General features: G+C 61.2%; 10 protein-coding genes. 7 read left to right on the forward strand and 3 right to left on the reverse strand.

What is annotated here, in order from left to right; all coding sequences use genetic code 11:
- Window positions 1-18 precede the first annotated feature (18 nt).
- From VJR68_RS07720 to VJR68_RS07730, 3 genes are all read right to left on the reverse strand, one after another.
- Window positions 19-468 carry a response regulator gene (locus tag VJR68_RS07720; protein WP_324147083.1) on the reverse strand — a complete coding sequence of 150 codons (450 nt, stop codon included), beginning with the start codon at window positions 466-468 and terminating at the stop codon, window positions 19-21.
- Complete coding sequence (locus VJR68_RS07725) at window positions 465-2228, reverse strand: sensor histidine kinase (RefSeq protein ID WP_324147084.1); 1764 nt, start codon at window positions 2226-2228, stop codon at window positions 465-467. Before VJR68_RS07725 ends, VJR68_RS07720 begins: the two co-directional genes overlap by 4 nt.
- A 312-nt stretch (window positions 2229-2540) precedes the next feature.
- On the reverse strand, window positions 2541-4871 hold the full coding sequence (locus VJR68_RS07730; RefSeq protein WP_324147085.1) for a GH92 family glycosyl hydrolase: 2331 nt from the start codon (window positions 4869-4871) through the stop codon (window positions 2541-2543).
- A 397-nt stretch (window positions 4872-5268) separates the two neighbouring features.
- Between VJR68_RS07730 and VJR68_RS07735 the strand changes: the two genes are divergently transcribed.
- The 7 genes from VJR68_RS07735 to VJR68_RS07765 all read left to right on the forward strand — a co-directional run.
- Window positions 5269-6318, forward strand: coding sequence for a LacI family DNA-binding transcriptional regulator (locus VJR68_RS07735; RefSeq protein WP_324147086.1), 1050 nt, complete (start codon window positions 5269-5271; stop codon window positions 6316-6318).
- Between the two features lie 92 nt (window positions 6319-6410).
- On the forward strand, window positions 6411-7661 hold the full coding sequence (gene fucP, locus VJR68_RS07740; protein ID WP_324147093.1) for an L-fucose:H+ symporter permease: 1251 nt from the start codon (window positions 6411-6413) through the stop codon (window positions 7659-7661).
- Window positions 7662-7866: 205 nt separating this feature from the next.
- On the forward strand, window positions 7867-8850 hold the full coding sequence (locus VJR68_RS07745; protein WP_324147087.1) for a carbohydrate kinase: 984 nt from the start codon (window positions 7867-7869) through the stop codon (window positions 8848-8850).
- An 84-nt stretch (window positions 8851-8934) separates the two neighbouring features.
- Window positions 8935-10152, forward strand: a complete 1218-nt coding sequence (locus tag VJR68_RS07750; protein WP_324147088.1) for an AGE family epimerase/isomerase — start codon at window positions 8935-8937, stop codon at window positions 10150-10152.
- 664 nt (window positions 10153-10816) lie between these two features.
- Entirely contained in the window at window positions 10817-13681 is a 2865-nt protein-coding gene (locus VJR68_RS07755) for a TonB-dependent receptor (RefSeq protein WP_324147089.1), read from the forward strand.
- Window positions 13682-13717: 36 nt separating this feature from the next.
- Window positions 13718-15562: a beta-galactosidase family protein gene (locus VJR68_RS07760; protein ID WP_324147090.1), complete on the forward strand. Its 1845-nt coding sequence runs from the start codon at window positions 13718-13720 to the stop codon at window positions 15560-15562.
- A 283-nt stretch (window positions 15563-15845) separates the two neighbouring features.
- Window positions 15846-16673, forward strand: an 828-nt coding sequence (locus tag VJR68_RS07765; protein WP_324147091.1) for a glycoside hydrolase family 27 protein, incomplete at its 3' end; no start/stop codon positions are given.

Consider the following 16673-nt stretch of genomic DNA (forward strand, 5'->3'; position numbering starts at 1 on the left):
AACCTGTCCCCCAGCTCCCTATTCCCGCCCTTCCGGCGCCTGGTTCAACACTGCCCAGAACTGGCCGAGCGTGCGTACCGCCTGGAAAAACTGCCCTACATCCACGGGCTTGATGACGTAACCGTTTACTCCGAGATCCCAGCTGCGCGCCAGATCGCTCTCCTCGCGCGAGGATGACAGGATCACCACCGGCGTGTGGCGGAAGTGTTCGTCCGCGCGCATCTGCGTGAGCACGTCCAGCCCGTTCATGCGCGGCATCTTGATGTCCAGCAACACCACCACGGGATCGTCCTCCGCGCGGCCGGCGAAGACGCCGCGCGCGTACAACCAGTCCAGGCAGTCGACGCCGTCTTCCACATGGATCACCGGATTGGCCAGGTGCGCCTGGCGCAGGGCGTCCATGGTCATCTCGGCATCAACGGGACTGTCTTCGACCAGCAGGATGGGGCGTAGCGCGGTGTGTGTCATGGCGATTGGGGCGGCGGCTCGATGGCCGACAGCGTGAAGTGGAAACGGGCACCGTGGCCCGGCTCCCCTTCGGCCCAAACACGGCCGCCGTGGCGCATCACGATGCGCCGCACATTGGCCAGCCCGATGCCGTTGCCCGGAAACTCGCTGGCCTTGTGCAGCCGCTGGAATACACCAAAAAGCTTGTCGACGTAACGCATATCGAAACCGGCGCCGTCGTCGGCAACGGTGAATTCGTAATCGCCGCCGTCTTCTTGCCGCACGGAAATATCGACGTGGGCGATCTCTCGCTGGCCGGTGTATTTGACGGCGTTGCCGATCAGGTTCTGCCACACCGTGCGCAGCATGTTCTCGTCGCCCACCACGGTCGGCAGTGGATCGATCCGCCAGATGATGCGGCGGTTGGGCGCCTCCGATTCGGTCAGGGCGCAGGTCTCGCCCACAAGCGCCTGCATGTCTACCGCTTGCAGGCGCAACGCACCGCGGCCCAGGCGCGAGAACACCAACAAGTCTTCGATCAGCTGTGCCATGCGGTGCGATGCATCGCGCACCACGCCCAGATAGTGGCGGCTGGTATTGTCGAGCTGTACGCCGAGGTGGTCTTCCAGCTTCAGCGCAAACGCGGTGATATGCCGCAGCGGCGCGCGCAAGTCGTGCGACACGGAGTAGCTGAAGGCCTCCAGCTCGCGGTTGACGTCGGAAATCTGCGCCACTTTGTTTTCGAGCTGGTGATTGAGCTCCTTCACCTGCTGTTCGACCAGCGCACGCGCGGTGACGTCGCTGACCGTCAACAGCAGTACCGGACTGGTGCTGTCCTCCTGCTGCAGGCGACGCGCATTGATCACCACGTGCCGCTCCACGTCGTCGACGGTGCGCTGGATGAGTTCGAAATCCCACAGCTCGCGATCGCGCAGCAACACGTCACGCAGACGCTGCAGCAGCACTTCGTCGGCCCAGGCGCCCTGGCCGATGTCTTCCAGATAATCGGCGCGGCTTTCCTCGGAGACACCGTAGAGCTCGCTGAAAGCGGCATTCACCAGCAGGCTGCGCAGGTTGTGGTCGAGCAGCGCGATCGGCTCGCGCACGGCCTGCAGGATCATCTGCGAACGCTGCACCGCCTGCCGCTCGCGCACTTCGGCCTGCAGGCGGCGGCCGATCTGCCGTTCGGAGACAATCACCACGATCATCAGCATCAACAGCTGGGCCGCCGCGGTCAGCGCCAGCACCAGGCTGCTGTTTTCCGATTGCTTGCGTGCGGCGTCGCGGCGTTCCTGCAAGGCGTGTTCCGCCTCGGCAACGATCTTGTCCGCCACGGTGTCGACGTGGAACAACGCGTCGGCGTCGCGCAGCGCCTGTTCCGCACCGGCACGGTCGTTGTGCTGAAAACGCTGCAGTGCCTGGTGCAAAAGTGCCAGACGGCCGTTTTCCACCGCGTTCAGTTGCTCCACCAGCAGTTGCTGCGCCGGGTTGTCGCCGGTGACGCGGCGCAGTTGGTCCAGCAAGCTGGGGATGTCGTTTTCCGCACCCAGGGCTACGGTTTCGGCATGGCTGGAAGGATCATCAGCCAGCAGATGCTGGATGGCCGATTCGGCGGAATGCGTTTGATCGGCGATGCGATAGACCAGCGCCTGCACTTCCGCCGAGCGCGTGACCAGTTCACCGGCCCGCAACGACTCCTTGGAGCTGCCGCGCATGATCAAGTACGGCAAGGCCACGATGACAAGCACGGCAAGTAGCAGGCCACCGGTGCGCCAAGGCATCGCTACTTGTCGCACTCCCCCCAGGATCATGGACTGCCCTTGGTCCTTCGTATCGGCATGATGCATGCATTCTGCGCATGTTTTGCGGCCACTGACTAGTACGAACGCAAGCCACTTCCGTGAAGATGACCGGCGCAGGGCCTGGTTTATTCAGCGCCATTCTTTTGGGATTGGCATTGAGCGGCTATCAGAAGAAACAGACGGAAGAACAGCCGCAAACCCCACCCGGCTGATTGCTCGCGCAGGCAAGGATGGCAATCCCAGCTTTCCGCTCAGCATTCCGGTGCGGGGATTGTCATGCCAGCCTACGGTCTAGCGGTACGGGCTCATTGACGCCGGCCGCGCCGACATGTCTTTGCCCCAATCCTTGTTCGGCTGCGCCTGCATCGTGAAATGCAGCTCACCACCCGCGAGGATGTCTGCGTGCTTCAAGTACACGCGATCCAGCGGCTTGCCGTTGAGCGTGACCTGGCCGACGTAAGGATGCGCGTCGTCGAACGGCTCGGCGGTGATGGTGAAGGTGCGGCCGTTGCTCAGGTGAATGGCCGCACGCGGCACGAACGGCCGGCCGATGGCGTATTCGTCGCTGGCCGGCGTGACCGGATAGAAGCCCAGCGCGGTAAAGATGTACCAGGCGGACATCTGGCCGAGGTCGTCATTGCCGATCAGGCCCGCCGGACCCGGACCGTATTCGTTGTCCATGATCTGCTTCAGCCGTGCCTGCGTCTTCCACGGCTCGCCAGCGTAGTCATACAGGTAGGCGATGTGATGGCTGGGTTCGTTGCCGTGCGCGTACCAGCCGATCAGGCCGGTGATGTCTTCCACGTTCTTGAAGATGCTGGGATCGACCTTGGCGTCGAACAGCTCATCCAGCTTGTGCGTGAACGCCTGGTCGCCGCCCATCGCGGTGATCAGCCCGGCCACGTCCTGCGGCACGTACCAGGAGTACTGCCACGCGTTGGCTTCGGTGTAGTCGTCACCGTAGCCGGCGCTGGTCGGATCGAACGGTTCGCGGAATTTGCCGTTGGACAGGCGTGCGCGCATGAAACCGGTTTTCGGATCCCACACATGGCGCCAGTTGGTGGCGCGCTGCTCGAAGGTGTCGTAGATATCGTGCTTGCCCATCGCCTTGGCCATCTGTGCGATGGCCCAGTCGTCATAGGCGTATTCCTGCGTTTTGGAACCGCCTTCCACTTCCTTGTCGATGGGCACGTAGCCGAGCTTCATGTAATCGCCCAGGGCACCGTAGTCGCCATAGGTCGCGGTGGACACCATCGCCTTCATGGCCTTGTCCGCGTCGTAGCCGCGAATGCCCTTGATATAGGCATCGGCAATGATCGCCACGGCGTGATAGCCGGTCATGCACCAGGTTTCCAAGCCCTGGTACGCCCACACCGGCAACATGTGGAACGGGCTGGCCTGTTGCGCGGCAAGCAGTGAGCGCACGAAATCCACGGTGCGATCCGGATGCAGCAGGATCATCAACGGCTGCTGCGCGCGATACACGTCCCACACCGACCAACTCGAATAGAAATCGAAACCGTCGGCGTGATGCACCTGATAGTCGGGGCCGCGGTATTCGCCATTCACGTCCATGCTGAGGCTGGGTGACATCAACGAGTGATACAGCGCGGTGTAGAACTGCGTGCGCAACGTCTTGGAACCCTCCACGTCGATCGGCGCAAGCGCCTTGTTCCAGGCTTCCAGCGCATCGTGGCGTTGCGCGTCGAAATCCCAGCCCTTGCCGTCCTGGTCGAGATTGGCGATGGCGTTGGCTTCGCTCACCGACGACACCGCCACCTTCACCAGCAACGGTTGTTTGAGTTCGCCAAAATCGAACACGCCTTCGAGTGCGCGGCCATTCTGCGCATTCGCATCTTGCGGTTGATAGCCCGGGCCCTTGAAGCCCTTGTAGACCAGATCGGTTTCGCGGTTGTAGAGCTCGTGCGAAGCCATCGGCTGGTTGAAGCGCATGGCGAAGCACAGCTCGCGTCCCGGCGCCCAGCCGCGTGTGGTGCGGCAACCGGTGACGATGCCATCCGCACGCACCTGCAGATTCGACCACAGCACTTTGCCGGGGTAGTCGTAGATGCTGGGACGCAGATCGAGCAAGAGGTGCGCTGGCTTGCCTGCCGGAAAGGTGTAGCGATGCCAGCCCACGCGGCGGTTGGCGGTGAGTTCCGCACGCACGCCGTCATCGGCCAGGGTCACGGCGTAGTAGCCGGGCTGCTCCACCTCTGTGGCGTGGTCGAAGCGCGAGCGATAGCCGCTGCCCGGCACCTTCTCATCGCCTGGATCGAGCTTCACGCCGCCGGCGATCGGCATCACCAGCACATCGCCCAGGTCCGAGTGGCCGGAACCGGAGAAATGCGTGTGCGAGAAGCCCATGATGGTGGGATCGTTGTACTGATAGCCCGCCGCCCATTTGTAGGCGTGCTTGAAATCCGGCATCGCGGTATCCGGCGACAGCTGGATCATGCCGAACGGCACCGTGGCGCCCGGGAACAAGTGGCCATCGCCACCGGTGCCGATGCGGGGATCAACCTCGCCCGCATGCGGCTCGGCCGCCCAGGCAACGGGCGCGGCGGTCAGCGCGGCAAGGATCAACAGGGAAAGACCGGAACGAAGCAGGCGATGGTTCATTGGAGGGGGGCCTGTTAATGTGCTCGGTTAAAGCAGGCTGGGGAGTCTGCAAAACCCCCATCCTGCGGATTTTGTCCCTGTCAGGACAGGGCCAAAGGTAGGGTTGACGCTTTGGATCGTTCTAAGGCGCTGGACGTGGAGCCTATCGGATTTGAGTGGTCGAGGAGAAAATTCGGCTGCGTGGTCCAGATTTTCGGCGTTTCGCAGGCCCACAGTGGTGCTACGGGTCAAGAACCGACGGAAATTTGGGCCGCGCAGCCGGATTTGCAGCCCGGCCGACTCAAGTTCGATAGGCTCCGGCCACTGGGGGCGGAGGCTTGGCATGCTGCATTGCAGGATCACAACTTCGCAGGTTCGGGTACATTTGGATCGTTATAAAGGCGAGGTTCTGGCATAAATGGGGAACACACCGCCGGTCGGCCGCAAGGTCACCCTGAGCGATATTGCCGCGGGCTGCGACGTCTCCCGCGCTACCGTTTCGCTGGTCCTGCGGGGCAGCCCGCTGGTCAATAAACACACGCGCGCGCGCGTCGAGGAAGAACTGCGACGGCAGGGCTACGTGTACAACCGCGCCGCGGCGAATCTGCGACGGCGCACGTCATCGAGCATTGCGCTGGTCCTCAACGACCTGGCCAACCCGTTCTTTGCGGAATTCGCCGCAGGCGTGGACGAGATCCTGGGCGACACCGGTTACGTGACCCTGCTGGGTAGCACCGGTGAATCCACCGAGCGCGAACTGGCGGTGCTCGGCTCGCTGATGGAGCACGGGCCCGCCGGCATCATCCTCTCGCCCGCCGAGGGCAGCGATGCGCAGCAGATTCTTTCGGCCGTCGGCGGGGTGACACCGCTGTTGCTGTTCAACCGCGAAGTCAGCGGCGACGTGGCAGCGTGCGATCACTGGGATCGGCTGTTCCTGGACAACCAGCGCGGCGCACGGCTGGCCACGGAACACCTGATTGCGCAGGGTCATAAGCACATCGCGTTCTACGGTGGCCATCTGGGTTCCAGTTCCTGCCGCCAGCGCCGCGCGGGCTACATGGAAGCGATGAAGGGCGCCGGCCTGACCGTCGAGCCCAGCTGGATGGTGGAATGCATTCCCAACCGCCTGGATGCGGTGGCGCAAAGCGAGCACCTGTTCAACGGCAAGACAGCCCCAACCGCGGCCGTCTGCTACAACGATGCGGTGGCACTGGGCCTGATGCTCGGCCTGCATCAACGCGGCCTGCAGCCGGGCCGCGATTTCGCCCTTACCGGTTTCGACGACATCGCCGAAGCCGCGGTCAGCGCCCCGCCGCTGACCACATTGGCGGTTACGCCACGCGACCGCGGCCGGCAAGCCGCGGAACTGATCCTGCAGCGCGTCAAGGATCCTGCACCTCCTCCACGTCAAACCATTGCTCCGGTGCAACTGCTGATACGCGCAAGCAGTTGCCCGCCGGCCGCCTGATTACGGATTCCATCATGGCTTTTACCGCAGTAACTCCGCCGTCCTCTGGATCGTCGACGGCTTCCAGCGACAACCGCTACACGTACTTCCCCATGGCGCTCACCGTCATCACGACGGTGTTCTTCATGTGGGGCTTTCTCACCTGCCTCAACGACATTCTGATTCCGCATCTGAAGGCGGTGTTCGAACTGAACTATGCGCAGGCGATGTTGGTGCAGTTCACCTTCTTCGGCGCGTATTTCCTGATGTCGCTGCCGGCGGGCTGGGTGGTGGGACGGCTCGGCTACAAAAAGAGCATCGTCGCGGGACTCATCATCGCCGGCATCGGTGCGGTGGGTTTCTGGCCCGCAGCCGGCTTGCGCTGGTATCCGGCGTTTCTCGGCGCGTTGTTCGTGCTCGCCACCGGCATCACCTTGCTGCAGGTGGCGGCCAATCCGTACGTCGCGCTGCTCGGGCCTGAGAAAACCAGTTCCAGCCGCCTCACGCTGGCGCAGGCGCTCAATTCGTTCGGCACGACCATCGCACCGGTGTTCGGCAGCCTGCTGATTCTTTCCACACAGGTGAAGAGTTCAGCCGACATCGCCAGCCTTTCGGCGAGCGAACAGCTGCTCTATCGCACGCAGGAAGCGCAGTCGGTGCAGATGCCTTATCTCGGCCTCGCCGTGGTGCTGGTGCTGCTGGCGCTGTTCGTCTGGCTGTTCCGCCTGCCGGCCCTGGAAGAAAGCACCGTCAAGGCCGACACCGGTCATCACACCCTGCTCGATGCGCTGCGCTATCCGCATGTGCTGTTCGGTGTGCTGGGCATCTTCTTCTACGTGGGTGCGGAAGTATCGATCGGCAGCTTCCTGGTCAACTACATCGCCGAGCCGAACATCGGCCACATGAGCGAGCAGGACGCCGCGCACTACGTGTCGCTCTATTGGGGCGGCGCGATGGTGGGCCGCTTCATCGGCTCGGTGCTGCTGGCCAAGCTCTCGCCGCGCAAGCTGCTGGCCGTGTTCTCCACCATCAACGTGTTGCTGTTGATCATCACCATGACCACCAGCGGCAGCACGGCGATGTATAGCATCGTGGCGATCGGGCTGTTCAATTCAATCATGTTCCCGACCATTTTCTCGCTTGGCATCGAACGCATGGGGCCGCTCACCGGCAAGGCGTCGAGCTTGCTGATCATGGCGATCGTCGGCGGTGCGCTGGTGCCGTTCCTGCAAGGCGCGCTGGCGGACAGCATCGGCATCCAGCATGCCTTCGTGCTGCCGGCGCTGTGCTACGGATACATCGTGTTCTACGGGATAAAAGGCTCGATCATTCGCAACGCACCGGTTGCATCCGCCTCGCCGTGATGGGATTGCGCCCCTGCTTGCAGGGGCGCAATCGGGTGGGTACTTGCCTACGGCCTTCTCGCAAGTACTCCTCAACCACTCTCCCAGCCAGATCGATGAGCAGCTCTGCCGGCTGGAGAGAACAACGTATCGAGCACCACGCTTCCTCGTTCAACACCGCGCATCTTTCTAACAACAGATTTGCATTACACCTTGGGGTCCTTTGATGAAACGTTCCATCCTCTGCTTCGGCGAGGCTTTGATCGACATGCACGGCGAAGGCAGCGATGGCCACGGCTTTGCACGCCACTTCATTCCCTTCGCCGGTGGCGCGCCCGCCAACGTCGCGGTGGCGGTAGCCAAGCTCGGCAGCCATGCGCGCTTTGCCGGCATGCTGGGCATGGACCGCTTCGGTGATTTCCTGCTGCACAGCCTGCAACAGGCCGGCGTGGATACGGCCGACGTCGTGCGTACCGGCGAGGCCAACACCGCACTGGCGTTCGTGACGCTGGACAGCCGCGGCGAACGCAGCTTCGCGTTCTATCGTCCGCCCTCCGCCGACTTGTTGTTCCGCGCCGAACACTTCCGCCCGCACACGTTCCAGAACACCGATGTGTTCCACGTGTGCTCCAACAGCATGACCGATCCGGATCTCGCCGACGTCACCCTGATCGGCATGCGCCGCGCGCGGGAAGCCGGCGCGCTGGTGAGCTTCGATCTGAACCTGCGCCCCGCGCTGTGGCCGATGGGCGTCGAAGCGCGTCCACACGTGTGGCCTGCGCTGCTGCTGGCCGACGTGGTGAAGCTCAGTGCCGAGGAATTCGACTGGCTGGCGAACGAAGGCGAAGACGCCATGCTCGAACGCCTCTGGACCGGTAACGCACGCCTGTTGATCGTGACCGATGGTTCCAACCCGCTGCGCTGGTTCCATCCGGACGCGCAAGGCGAATTGCCTTGCTATGACGTGCCGATGGTCGACAGCACCGGCGCCGGCGACGCTTTCGTCGGCGGCCTGCTGTACCAGTTCGCGGAGATGAACATCACCGCCGCCAACCTCGATGCCTGGGTAGCGACGCTGCCGCGCCTGCACGCCGCGCTGCGCTTTGCCAGCGCCTGCGGCGCCGTGGCGGTGACGCGGCATGGCTCCTTCGCCGCCATGCCACATGCCTCCGAGGTCGTTCAATTCATGGAGACGTATGAGCCTGTCTAGCGTACGTGCGCTGCGCCACGCACAACCACCTGACGGCCGCTCAACGACCAGGCAACCTACGCACACACCAGACAGGCTCTACGCATGACTACGCCAACTCAACCGGATTTCCGTTCCGAAACCTTCCTGCGCGAACACATCGCGCAAACCATGGCGTTCTATCATCCGCGCGCCATCGATCCGAACGGCGGCTTCTTTCACTACTTCCGCGACGACGGCACCGTCTACGACGCCAGCCATCGTCACCTGGTGAGCAGCACACGCTTCGTCTTCAACTACGCGATGGCGGCGATCGAATTCGGCAAGCCGGAATACCTCGACGCCGTGCATCATGGCCTGCGCTATCTGCGCGACGTGCATCGCGACGCCAGCACCGGCGGTTATGCGTGGACGCTGCGCGACGGCAAGCCGGAGGACCGCACCAATCACTGCTACGGCGTGGCCTTCGTGCTGCTCGCCTACTCCACCGCGCTGAAGGCTGGCATCAAAGAAGTCACCGCATGGATGGATGAAACCTGGCAACTGCTGGAAAAACATTTCTGGGATGCGGACGCGAACCTCTATCGCGATGAAGCCGATCCGCAATGGCAGTTCAGCACCTACCGCGGCCAGAACGCCAACATGCACATGTGCGAGGCGATGCTTGCCGCGTATCAGGCCAGCAAGGAACCGCGTTACCTCGACCGCGCGCTCACGCTTGCGCGCACCATGACGCAACGCCAGGCCAAGCTCGCCGATGGCCTGGTGTGGGAGCACTACCACCAGGATTGGAGCATCGACTGGGATTACCACCGCGACGATCCCAAGCACCTGTTCCGCCCGTGGGGTTTCCAGCCCGGTCATCAGACCGAGTGGGCGAAGCTGTTGATGATCATGGAACCGCTGCTGCAGGAACGCGGTGAAAGCGAAGCATGGCTGGTGCCCACCGCGCAGCATCTGTTCGATACCGCCTTGGCGCGCGCCTGGGATCCGGTGCACGGCGGCATCTGCTACGGCTTCGCGCCGGACGGCAGCGTTTGCGACGGCGACAAATATTTTTGGGTACAAGCCGAATCGCTTGCTGCTGCCGCCTTGCTGCACGCACGCACCAATGACAAGCAATACGACGAGTGGTACACGAAGTTGTGGGCGTACTCGTGGGAACACTTCATCGACCACACGTACGGGGCGTGGTATCGCATCCTTACGCAGGACAACAAGAAGTACAGCGACGAGAAGAGTCCTGCCGGCAAGGTGGATTACCACACCATGGGCGCTTGCTATGAAGTGATGGCATTGATTCGCCACGGCGGCACGCCGTAAATTTCTCTCGACGTTTTTGCAAGGAACAAAAGCCCCCTCCGGGGCTTTTGTTTTTTTGTGCATCGCGATCCATGCAAAAACGTAGCTCTCGGCGATACAAGAAAACAAAGCTCTTCGTTCGTCATCCCAGCGAAAGCTGTGGATCCAGTGCCTTTAAGGATGCTCTGATCTATTCCATGCATGCAAACATCAGCTCTCGCCGAAATAACAAAAAATCGCAGCGCCATATCAAGTTTCATATCCCGCCCACATCGACGCTTGTTTCCGCTATTTTCAGCCGCTCGCACGCCCGTGTCGCTTGCCTGCCATGGCTACTTTTCCAGCATAGGCCCCTAAAAAGCCCGCAAAACATGGGCTTTTCTCCTGCCTTAAAAAAATGTTGCGGCGCAACTTGTAGACCGTCAATCAATCTTATTATCTTAAAATACGACAAATGAAATCGGTCCAAGACACGGCCTGGTTTTTTCGGGGAAGTTTGCACCAAGCCTTGTTTTGCACCGTGGCTGGCGAACGTTGAAGGGGGGCCTCCAGGCCATGACGTTTTCCAGTCTGGGAGAGTGCGACGTCGACATGAAACATGCCGACGCAAGTGCAGCACCGTTTCAAGCGACATCGCATTCGTTATTCGTGGTTGGCAACGTAGTTCCAACGGGAGGGGTAATCGATGCAACGCAATCCAATGGCGCACTCGGTGCGTCTGGCACTGGCGGCGATGGGTATCGCCAGTCTGGCCGGCTATAACGTACAAGCACACGCGCAAACCAGCGCGCCGGCAGCGTCCACCACCGCAGCTGCGCCGTCCGGCACGGGCAGCACGGATGACGGCAACGGTACGAACAAGACCGACAAGAAAAAAGCCACCAATCTCACCGCGATCACGGTTACCGGTCAGCTCGCCGCGATCCAGCGCGCGGAATCGATCAAGCAGAACGCGGTCAACGTGGTTGACTCGATTTCCGCAGAAGAGAACGGCAAATTTCCTGACCCGAACGTCGCCGACGCCTTGCAGCGCGTGCCCGGCGTATCGGTAAACCGCAGCGGCGGCGAATCCAGCCAGATCGCTATTCGCGGTTTCGGCCCTGACTTCGTGGCGGTGACGGTCAACGGCCGCCAGATGGCGACGGCGTCCGGTACGCGCGCATTCGATTTCGACGTGCTGCCTGCCGACATCATCAGCCTCGCGCAGGTCAACAAAACCTCGTCGGCCGATATTCCCGAAGTCGACATCGGCGGTGTCGTGGATATTCAAACCGCGCGTCCGCTGGACTTCAGCGGCTTCCACGCAACCGGTTCCGCCGCTGGCGTCAACAGCAACCTCACCGGCAGCTGGGCCGGCAAGACCACGCCCAAGGTATCGGGCCTGGCCGGCTGGACCAATGCAACGCATACCTTCGGCGTGCTGGCCTCCGTGCAGTACTACAAGCGCGACGATATCCAGATCAATACGCAGGCCAACTCCTGGTACGCGAACCAGGATATTTCCAAGCTGTCCGGACTCAGCAATCCGAATTACACCAATGTCGCCATTCCCGAAACGCTGGCGAACAACGTGCTCAACGAGGAACGCACGCGCAAGAACGTCACCGCCTCGATCGACTGGGTTCCGATCGATCAATTGACGGTCAAGTTCGACACCTTGTATGCGGGTTATGACGTCAAGCCGTTCGAACACGAATTCGGCGAATACGGCAATGCCAGCGACCTCCAATCGCTTACCACCGATGCCAACGGCACCGTGTTGAACTATGTGCGAAAGCCCGCCGGTGTCATGTCGAACGACTACGTCGTCGCCTACAACCCGAGCGATGAAAAGATGATGCAGAACGGGTTGAACCTGGCCTTCAACGTCGACCCGTCGAGCACCATCAGCCTGGACATCTCCAACTCCAAGGCCTGGAACAAGCAAAGCCCCTACGGCTATTTCGCGGTGATCGGCACGCGCAATATCGGCGTCAATCCGACCTGGACCAACAATGGTGATAGCCAGCCGCCGAGCTATACCAACATTCTGCCTACCACCAACTTCACCGATTTGTATGCGCACTGCTGCAACATGGGTGGCCAGTCGAACAACGTCACCGAAGGCGTCACCCAGTATCAGCTGAATTTCTCCAAGAGCTTCGAGAGCGGCATCCTGTCCAACCTTGAATTCGGCGTCCAGGAAAACCGCGACTACAACAAGTCAGTGTCGGTAACCACGCCGGACGGCATCCTGTGCAACGCGTACTGTGGCTATGCCGTACATGTACCCGCGGATGTCGTCGGTGCATACCTCTACACGCCACCGGCACCGATCAGCGGCGTTTCGCAGCCTGGGTTGCCGACGCAATGGATTCAGTACAACGTACCGGCGTATTACAACTGGCTGACCACGCCCGCGGCCTACAACCAATTGACACCCGACAAGCGCGCCGCCCTGCTTGCCGCACTTGCCCAGTACGGCAGTTTCGGCGCGAAGGTGAACCCCGGCAGCTTCAATGAAGTGCGGGAAACGGAAAAGGCTGCGTTCGCCAAAGCCGTGTTCGAAGGGACGATGTGGGAAAAGCCGTGGGCTCTGGATGTCGGCGTGCGCTACTTGCACGTCAACTCTGAATCCCAGGCAATTTTCCAGTCCCCCATCAGCTACTACGTGGATCCGAACGACACCAGCGCAAGCCAGGTCGCGTACGGACCGCTGCAGCCGCAATCGGCATCGGGCGGTTATCACAAATGGCTGCCGGCGATTAACTTCAAGGTCAATCTGCTCGACAACCTGATCTACCGCTTCTCCGCGTCCAAGACCCTCACACCACCTCAGCTGAGCAACCTGTACTACAACAACGCCTTCGGCACTCGCCCGGAATCGTTGACGATCACCCGCGGCAATCCTGATCTGCAGCCATACACGTCGACCAACTTCGACACCGGGCTGGAGTGGTACATCGACGACGCCAGCTATCTGGCCCTCGAAACCTTCTACAAGCACGTCAGCAACTTCAGCACGATCGTGAGCACGCCGGTGTCGTTCCTCGGCCAGACCTGGTCGCTGAGCGAGCCGATCAACTTGAATTCGGCGAGGATCTACGGCGAGGAACTGACCTTCAACTATCAGTTCAAGAATGTGTTGCCGGCACCGTTTGATGGCCTTGGCATGGCGTTTAACTACACCCACGTGCAAAGCAGCGCCAACTTGAGTCCCGGCACGATTGCCGCCTCCGGCAAGTTCGCCGTACCGGGCATTGGCGACTCGGCCAACATCAGCGGCTACTACGAGAAAGGCCGCTGGCAGGTACGTCTGGCTTATAACTGGCGCGGCAAATACCTGGAGAGCCTTTCCTACGGATCCGGTGCGCAACCCGCCACGCGAACCGACTACGGCCAGCTGGATTTGAGCGCCAGCTACAAGCTCAATAACCACGTCTCGCTGTTCGTATCCGGCACCAACCTGACGCAGTCGCATCTCTACGATTACTCCGTGTATCCCAATCGTTTCCTCTACGCGGAAGCGGATGGCACGGTCTATACCGTGGGCGTGCGCGGCACGTTCTAAGGCTGGCGTATCGGCAATGCAACACGAGAGGTTTCAATGAATGTATTGAAAAGCATGTCGCTGGGTATCGGGTTTGGCCTGCTTCTATCCAGCCATGCGTTTGCTGCACCGGTTGACGCCACGCACGGACTGGCCATCGAACATGGCCAGTTCATGCTCAACGGCAAACCGTTCCGTATCATCGCCGGGGACATGCACTACACGCGTGTCCCCCGCGAGTACTGGCGGGCACGCTTGAAAATGGCCAAGGCGATGGGCCTGAACACCATCACCACGTATGTGTTCTGGAACGCGCATGAACTGACGCCTGGCCACTACGACTTCAGTGGCCAGAACGACATAGCGGAGTTCATCCGCGAAGCACAACAGGAAGGCCTGTACGTAATTCTGCGTCCCGGCCCCTATGTGTGTTCGGAGTGGGATCTCGGCGGCCTGCCGGCATGGTTGCTGAAAGACCGCGACGCACACATCCGCAGTACCGACCCGAAGTTCATGCAGCCAGCGCAACGCTGGCTGCATCGGCTCGGCCAGGAACTGGCGCCCCTGCAATACAACCGCGGCGGCAACATCATCGCCGTGCAGGTGGAAAACGAATACGGCAGCTTCGGCAAGGACAACGATCCCTATCTGCAGCAGATCCGCAAGGACATCGTCGACAGCGGTTTTGATGCCTCGCTGCTGTACACCTCCGATAGCGCGCCTGAATACGGATCGCTGCCCGACCTGCCGAAGGTGATCAACTTCGGCGTCGGCCATGCGCCGGAAAAACTCCCCAAGCTGCGCAGCTGGCAACCCGGCGGCCCGTACATGGTCGGCGAATACTGGGTGGGCTGGTTCGATCACTGGGGCGGCCCGCACTACGTGATCAACGCCACCAAAGTGGCGAACGAGCTGTCCGGCATGTTGAAACAAGGCTATTCCGTAAGCCTGTACATGTTCCACGGCGGCACCTCCTTCGGCTGGATGAGCGGCGCCAACTGGGATGAGGACAGCTACCAGCCGGACGTCACCAGCTACGACTACGACAGCCCGCTGGACGAAAGCGGCCGGCCCACGCCGAAGTACTACGCATTGCGCGACGTGATTGCCGAAACTACCGGCAGCACGCCGCCACCGGTACCGGCGACACCGACGACGCAGGCCATCAGCAACATCAAGCTGGATGAATCGCAATCACTGTGGGATGCATTGCCTGCGCCCACGGCGTCGCATGACCTCAAGACCATGGAAGAGCTTGGGGAATCCTACGGCGACATCCTTTATCGCAAACACATCGATGCCGATGCATCAGGCACGTTGCACATCGATGGGCTGCATGACTACGCGCTGGTATATGTCAACGGCAAGCGCGTGGGCACGCTCGACCGTCGCCTGAAGCAGGATTCGCTCAAGCTGAAGCTCGCCAAAGGCGACACCCTCGATCTGCTGGTGCAGAACGACGGCCGCATCAACTTCGGCGAGAAGATGGTCAACGAGCGAAAGGGCATCGTGGGCTCGGTGACGCTAAAAGGACAAGCACTGCTCGACTGGCAGATCTATGCCCTGCCCTTTGCCGACAACGAGAACGTCAAGGTCGCCCAGGGCGCATGCCACCATGCACCGTGCATCTATCACGCCACATTCGATGCGCCGGCATCCGGCGACGCCAATGCCGATACCTTCCTGGATACCAAAGACCTGGGCAAAGGCGTGGTGTGGCTCAATGGCCATCCGCTCGGCCGCTTCTGGAACGTCGGGCCGCAGCGCACGCTGTATGTGCCTGGCGCATGGTTGAAGCCTAGTGGCAATCAGTTGGTGGTGCTGGATCTGCTGACTGACGGTGAACCCACGTTGCATACGTTGAAGCAGCCGATGCTGGGACCGACAAAGCAGGCAAAATGAGTCACGTGGTAATCCGCACTTCAGACAACCAGCGGCATCCTGCTCCCTCTCCTACGTGCAATAGGGGAGGGCTGGGGCAATGCTCCAAACTTAAGGTTTCTCAATCGCCGAAAGCCCACGCCCGTCATTCCAGCTTTCGCTGGAATGACGAAAAGGGGCTTCTTGCAATGAAAAGTCTTAAGTTTGGAGCATTGATCCCGTCCCGCCCCTGCATGCAGGGGAGCCCATGGCAAGGCGAGATTCGGCAATCATCAAGTCCTTTTTCAGTGGTGGAGAAAATTCAATGATGGCTTCCCCTGCATCCCTGCGGCGTACTGCCGCTTCACTCACCCTCGTGGTCGCCATCGCGGCCGGCGCAGCTCCTGCACCCGACGCCCAAGCTCAGCCGCCGCAGATGGGTTTCAATAACTGGAACTCCACGCATTGCCGCGATGAGTTCAACGAAAAAATGATCCGCGGCATCGCCGACAAGTTCATCAGTCTCGGGTTGCGTGACGCCGGCTACAAGTACGTCAACATCGACGACTGCTGGGCCAACTGGCAGCGCGACAAGGACGGCAGCCTCCAAGCCAATCCGAAGCGCTTCCCGAGCGGCATCAAGGCGTTGGCCGAATACATCCACCAGCACGGGCTGAAGTTCGGCCTGTATTCCAGCGCCGGTACCTCCACCTGCGAACCGCTGCAGGAAAACCGCGGCTTTCCCGGCGGCCTGAATCATGAAAAGCAGGACGCCGCGACCTTCGCGTCGTGGGATGTGGATTACCTGAAATACGACAACTGCAACAACCAGAAGGTCGATGCGCTCAAGCGCTACACCGCGATGGCCGAAGCACTGCGCGCCACCGGCCGGCCGATCTTCTTCAGCGTGTGCGAATGGGGCGAAAACAAGCCCTGGCTGTGGGCCGGCAAGCCGCCGGTCGACGCCGCCTCATGGCGCACCACCGGCGACATCAGCGACAGCTACGCCTCGATGCTGAAGAACTTTAAGCAGAACGTGGTGCTGGATCGCTATGCCACGCCCGGCCATTACAACGACCCTGACATGCTCGAAGTCGGTAACGGCGGCATGACCGACGTCGAATATCAGAGCCACTTCAGTCTCTGGTCGATC

It is taken from the genome of Dyella sp., assembly GCF_035277725.1.
Taxonomy (GTDB): domain Bacteria; phylum Pseudomonadota; class Gammaproteobacteria; order Xanthomonadales; family Rhodanobacteraceae; genus Dyella_B.

Coding starts and splice junctions, on each gene's coding strand:
- VJR68_RS07720 (WP_324147083.1), bottom strand. CDS start 468: ATGACACACACCGCGCTACGCCCCATCCTGCTGGTCGAAGACAGTCCC.
- fucP (WP_324147093.1), top strand. CDS start 6,411: ATGGCGCTCACCGTCATCACGACGGTGTTCTTCATGTGGGGCTTTCTC.
- VJR68_RS07760 (WP_324147090.1), top strand. CDS start 13,718: ATGAATGTATTGAAAAGCATGTCGCTGGGTATCGGGTTTGGCCTGCTT.
- VJR68_RS07750 (WP_324147088.1), top strand. CDS start 8,935: ATGACTACGCCAACTCAACCGGATTTCCGTTCCGAAACCTTCCTGCGC.
- VJR68_RS07755 (WP_324147089.1), top strand. CDS start 10,817: ATGCAACGCAATCCAATGGCGCACTCGGTGCGTCTGGCACTGGCGGCG.
- VJR68_RS07725 (WP_324147084.1), bottom strand. CDS start 2,228: ATGCCTTGGCGCACCGGTGGCCTGCTACTTGCCGTGCTTGTCATCGTG.
- VJR68_RS07730 (WP_324147085.1), bottom strand. CDS start 4,871: ATGAACCATCGCCTGCTTCGTTCCGGTCTTTCCCTGTTGATCCTTGCC.
- VJR68_RS07745 (WP_324147087.1), top strand. CDS start 7,867: ATGAAACGTTCCATCCTCTGCTTCGGCGAGGCTTTGATCGACATGCAC.
- VJR68_RS07735 (WP_324147086.1), top strand. CDS start 5,269: ATGGGGAACACACCGCCGGTCGGCCGCAAGGTCACCCTGAGCGATATT.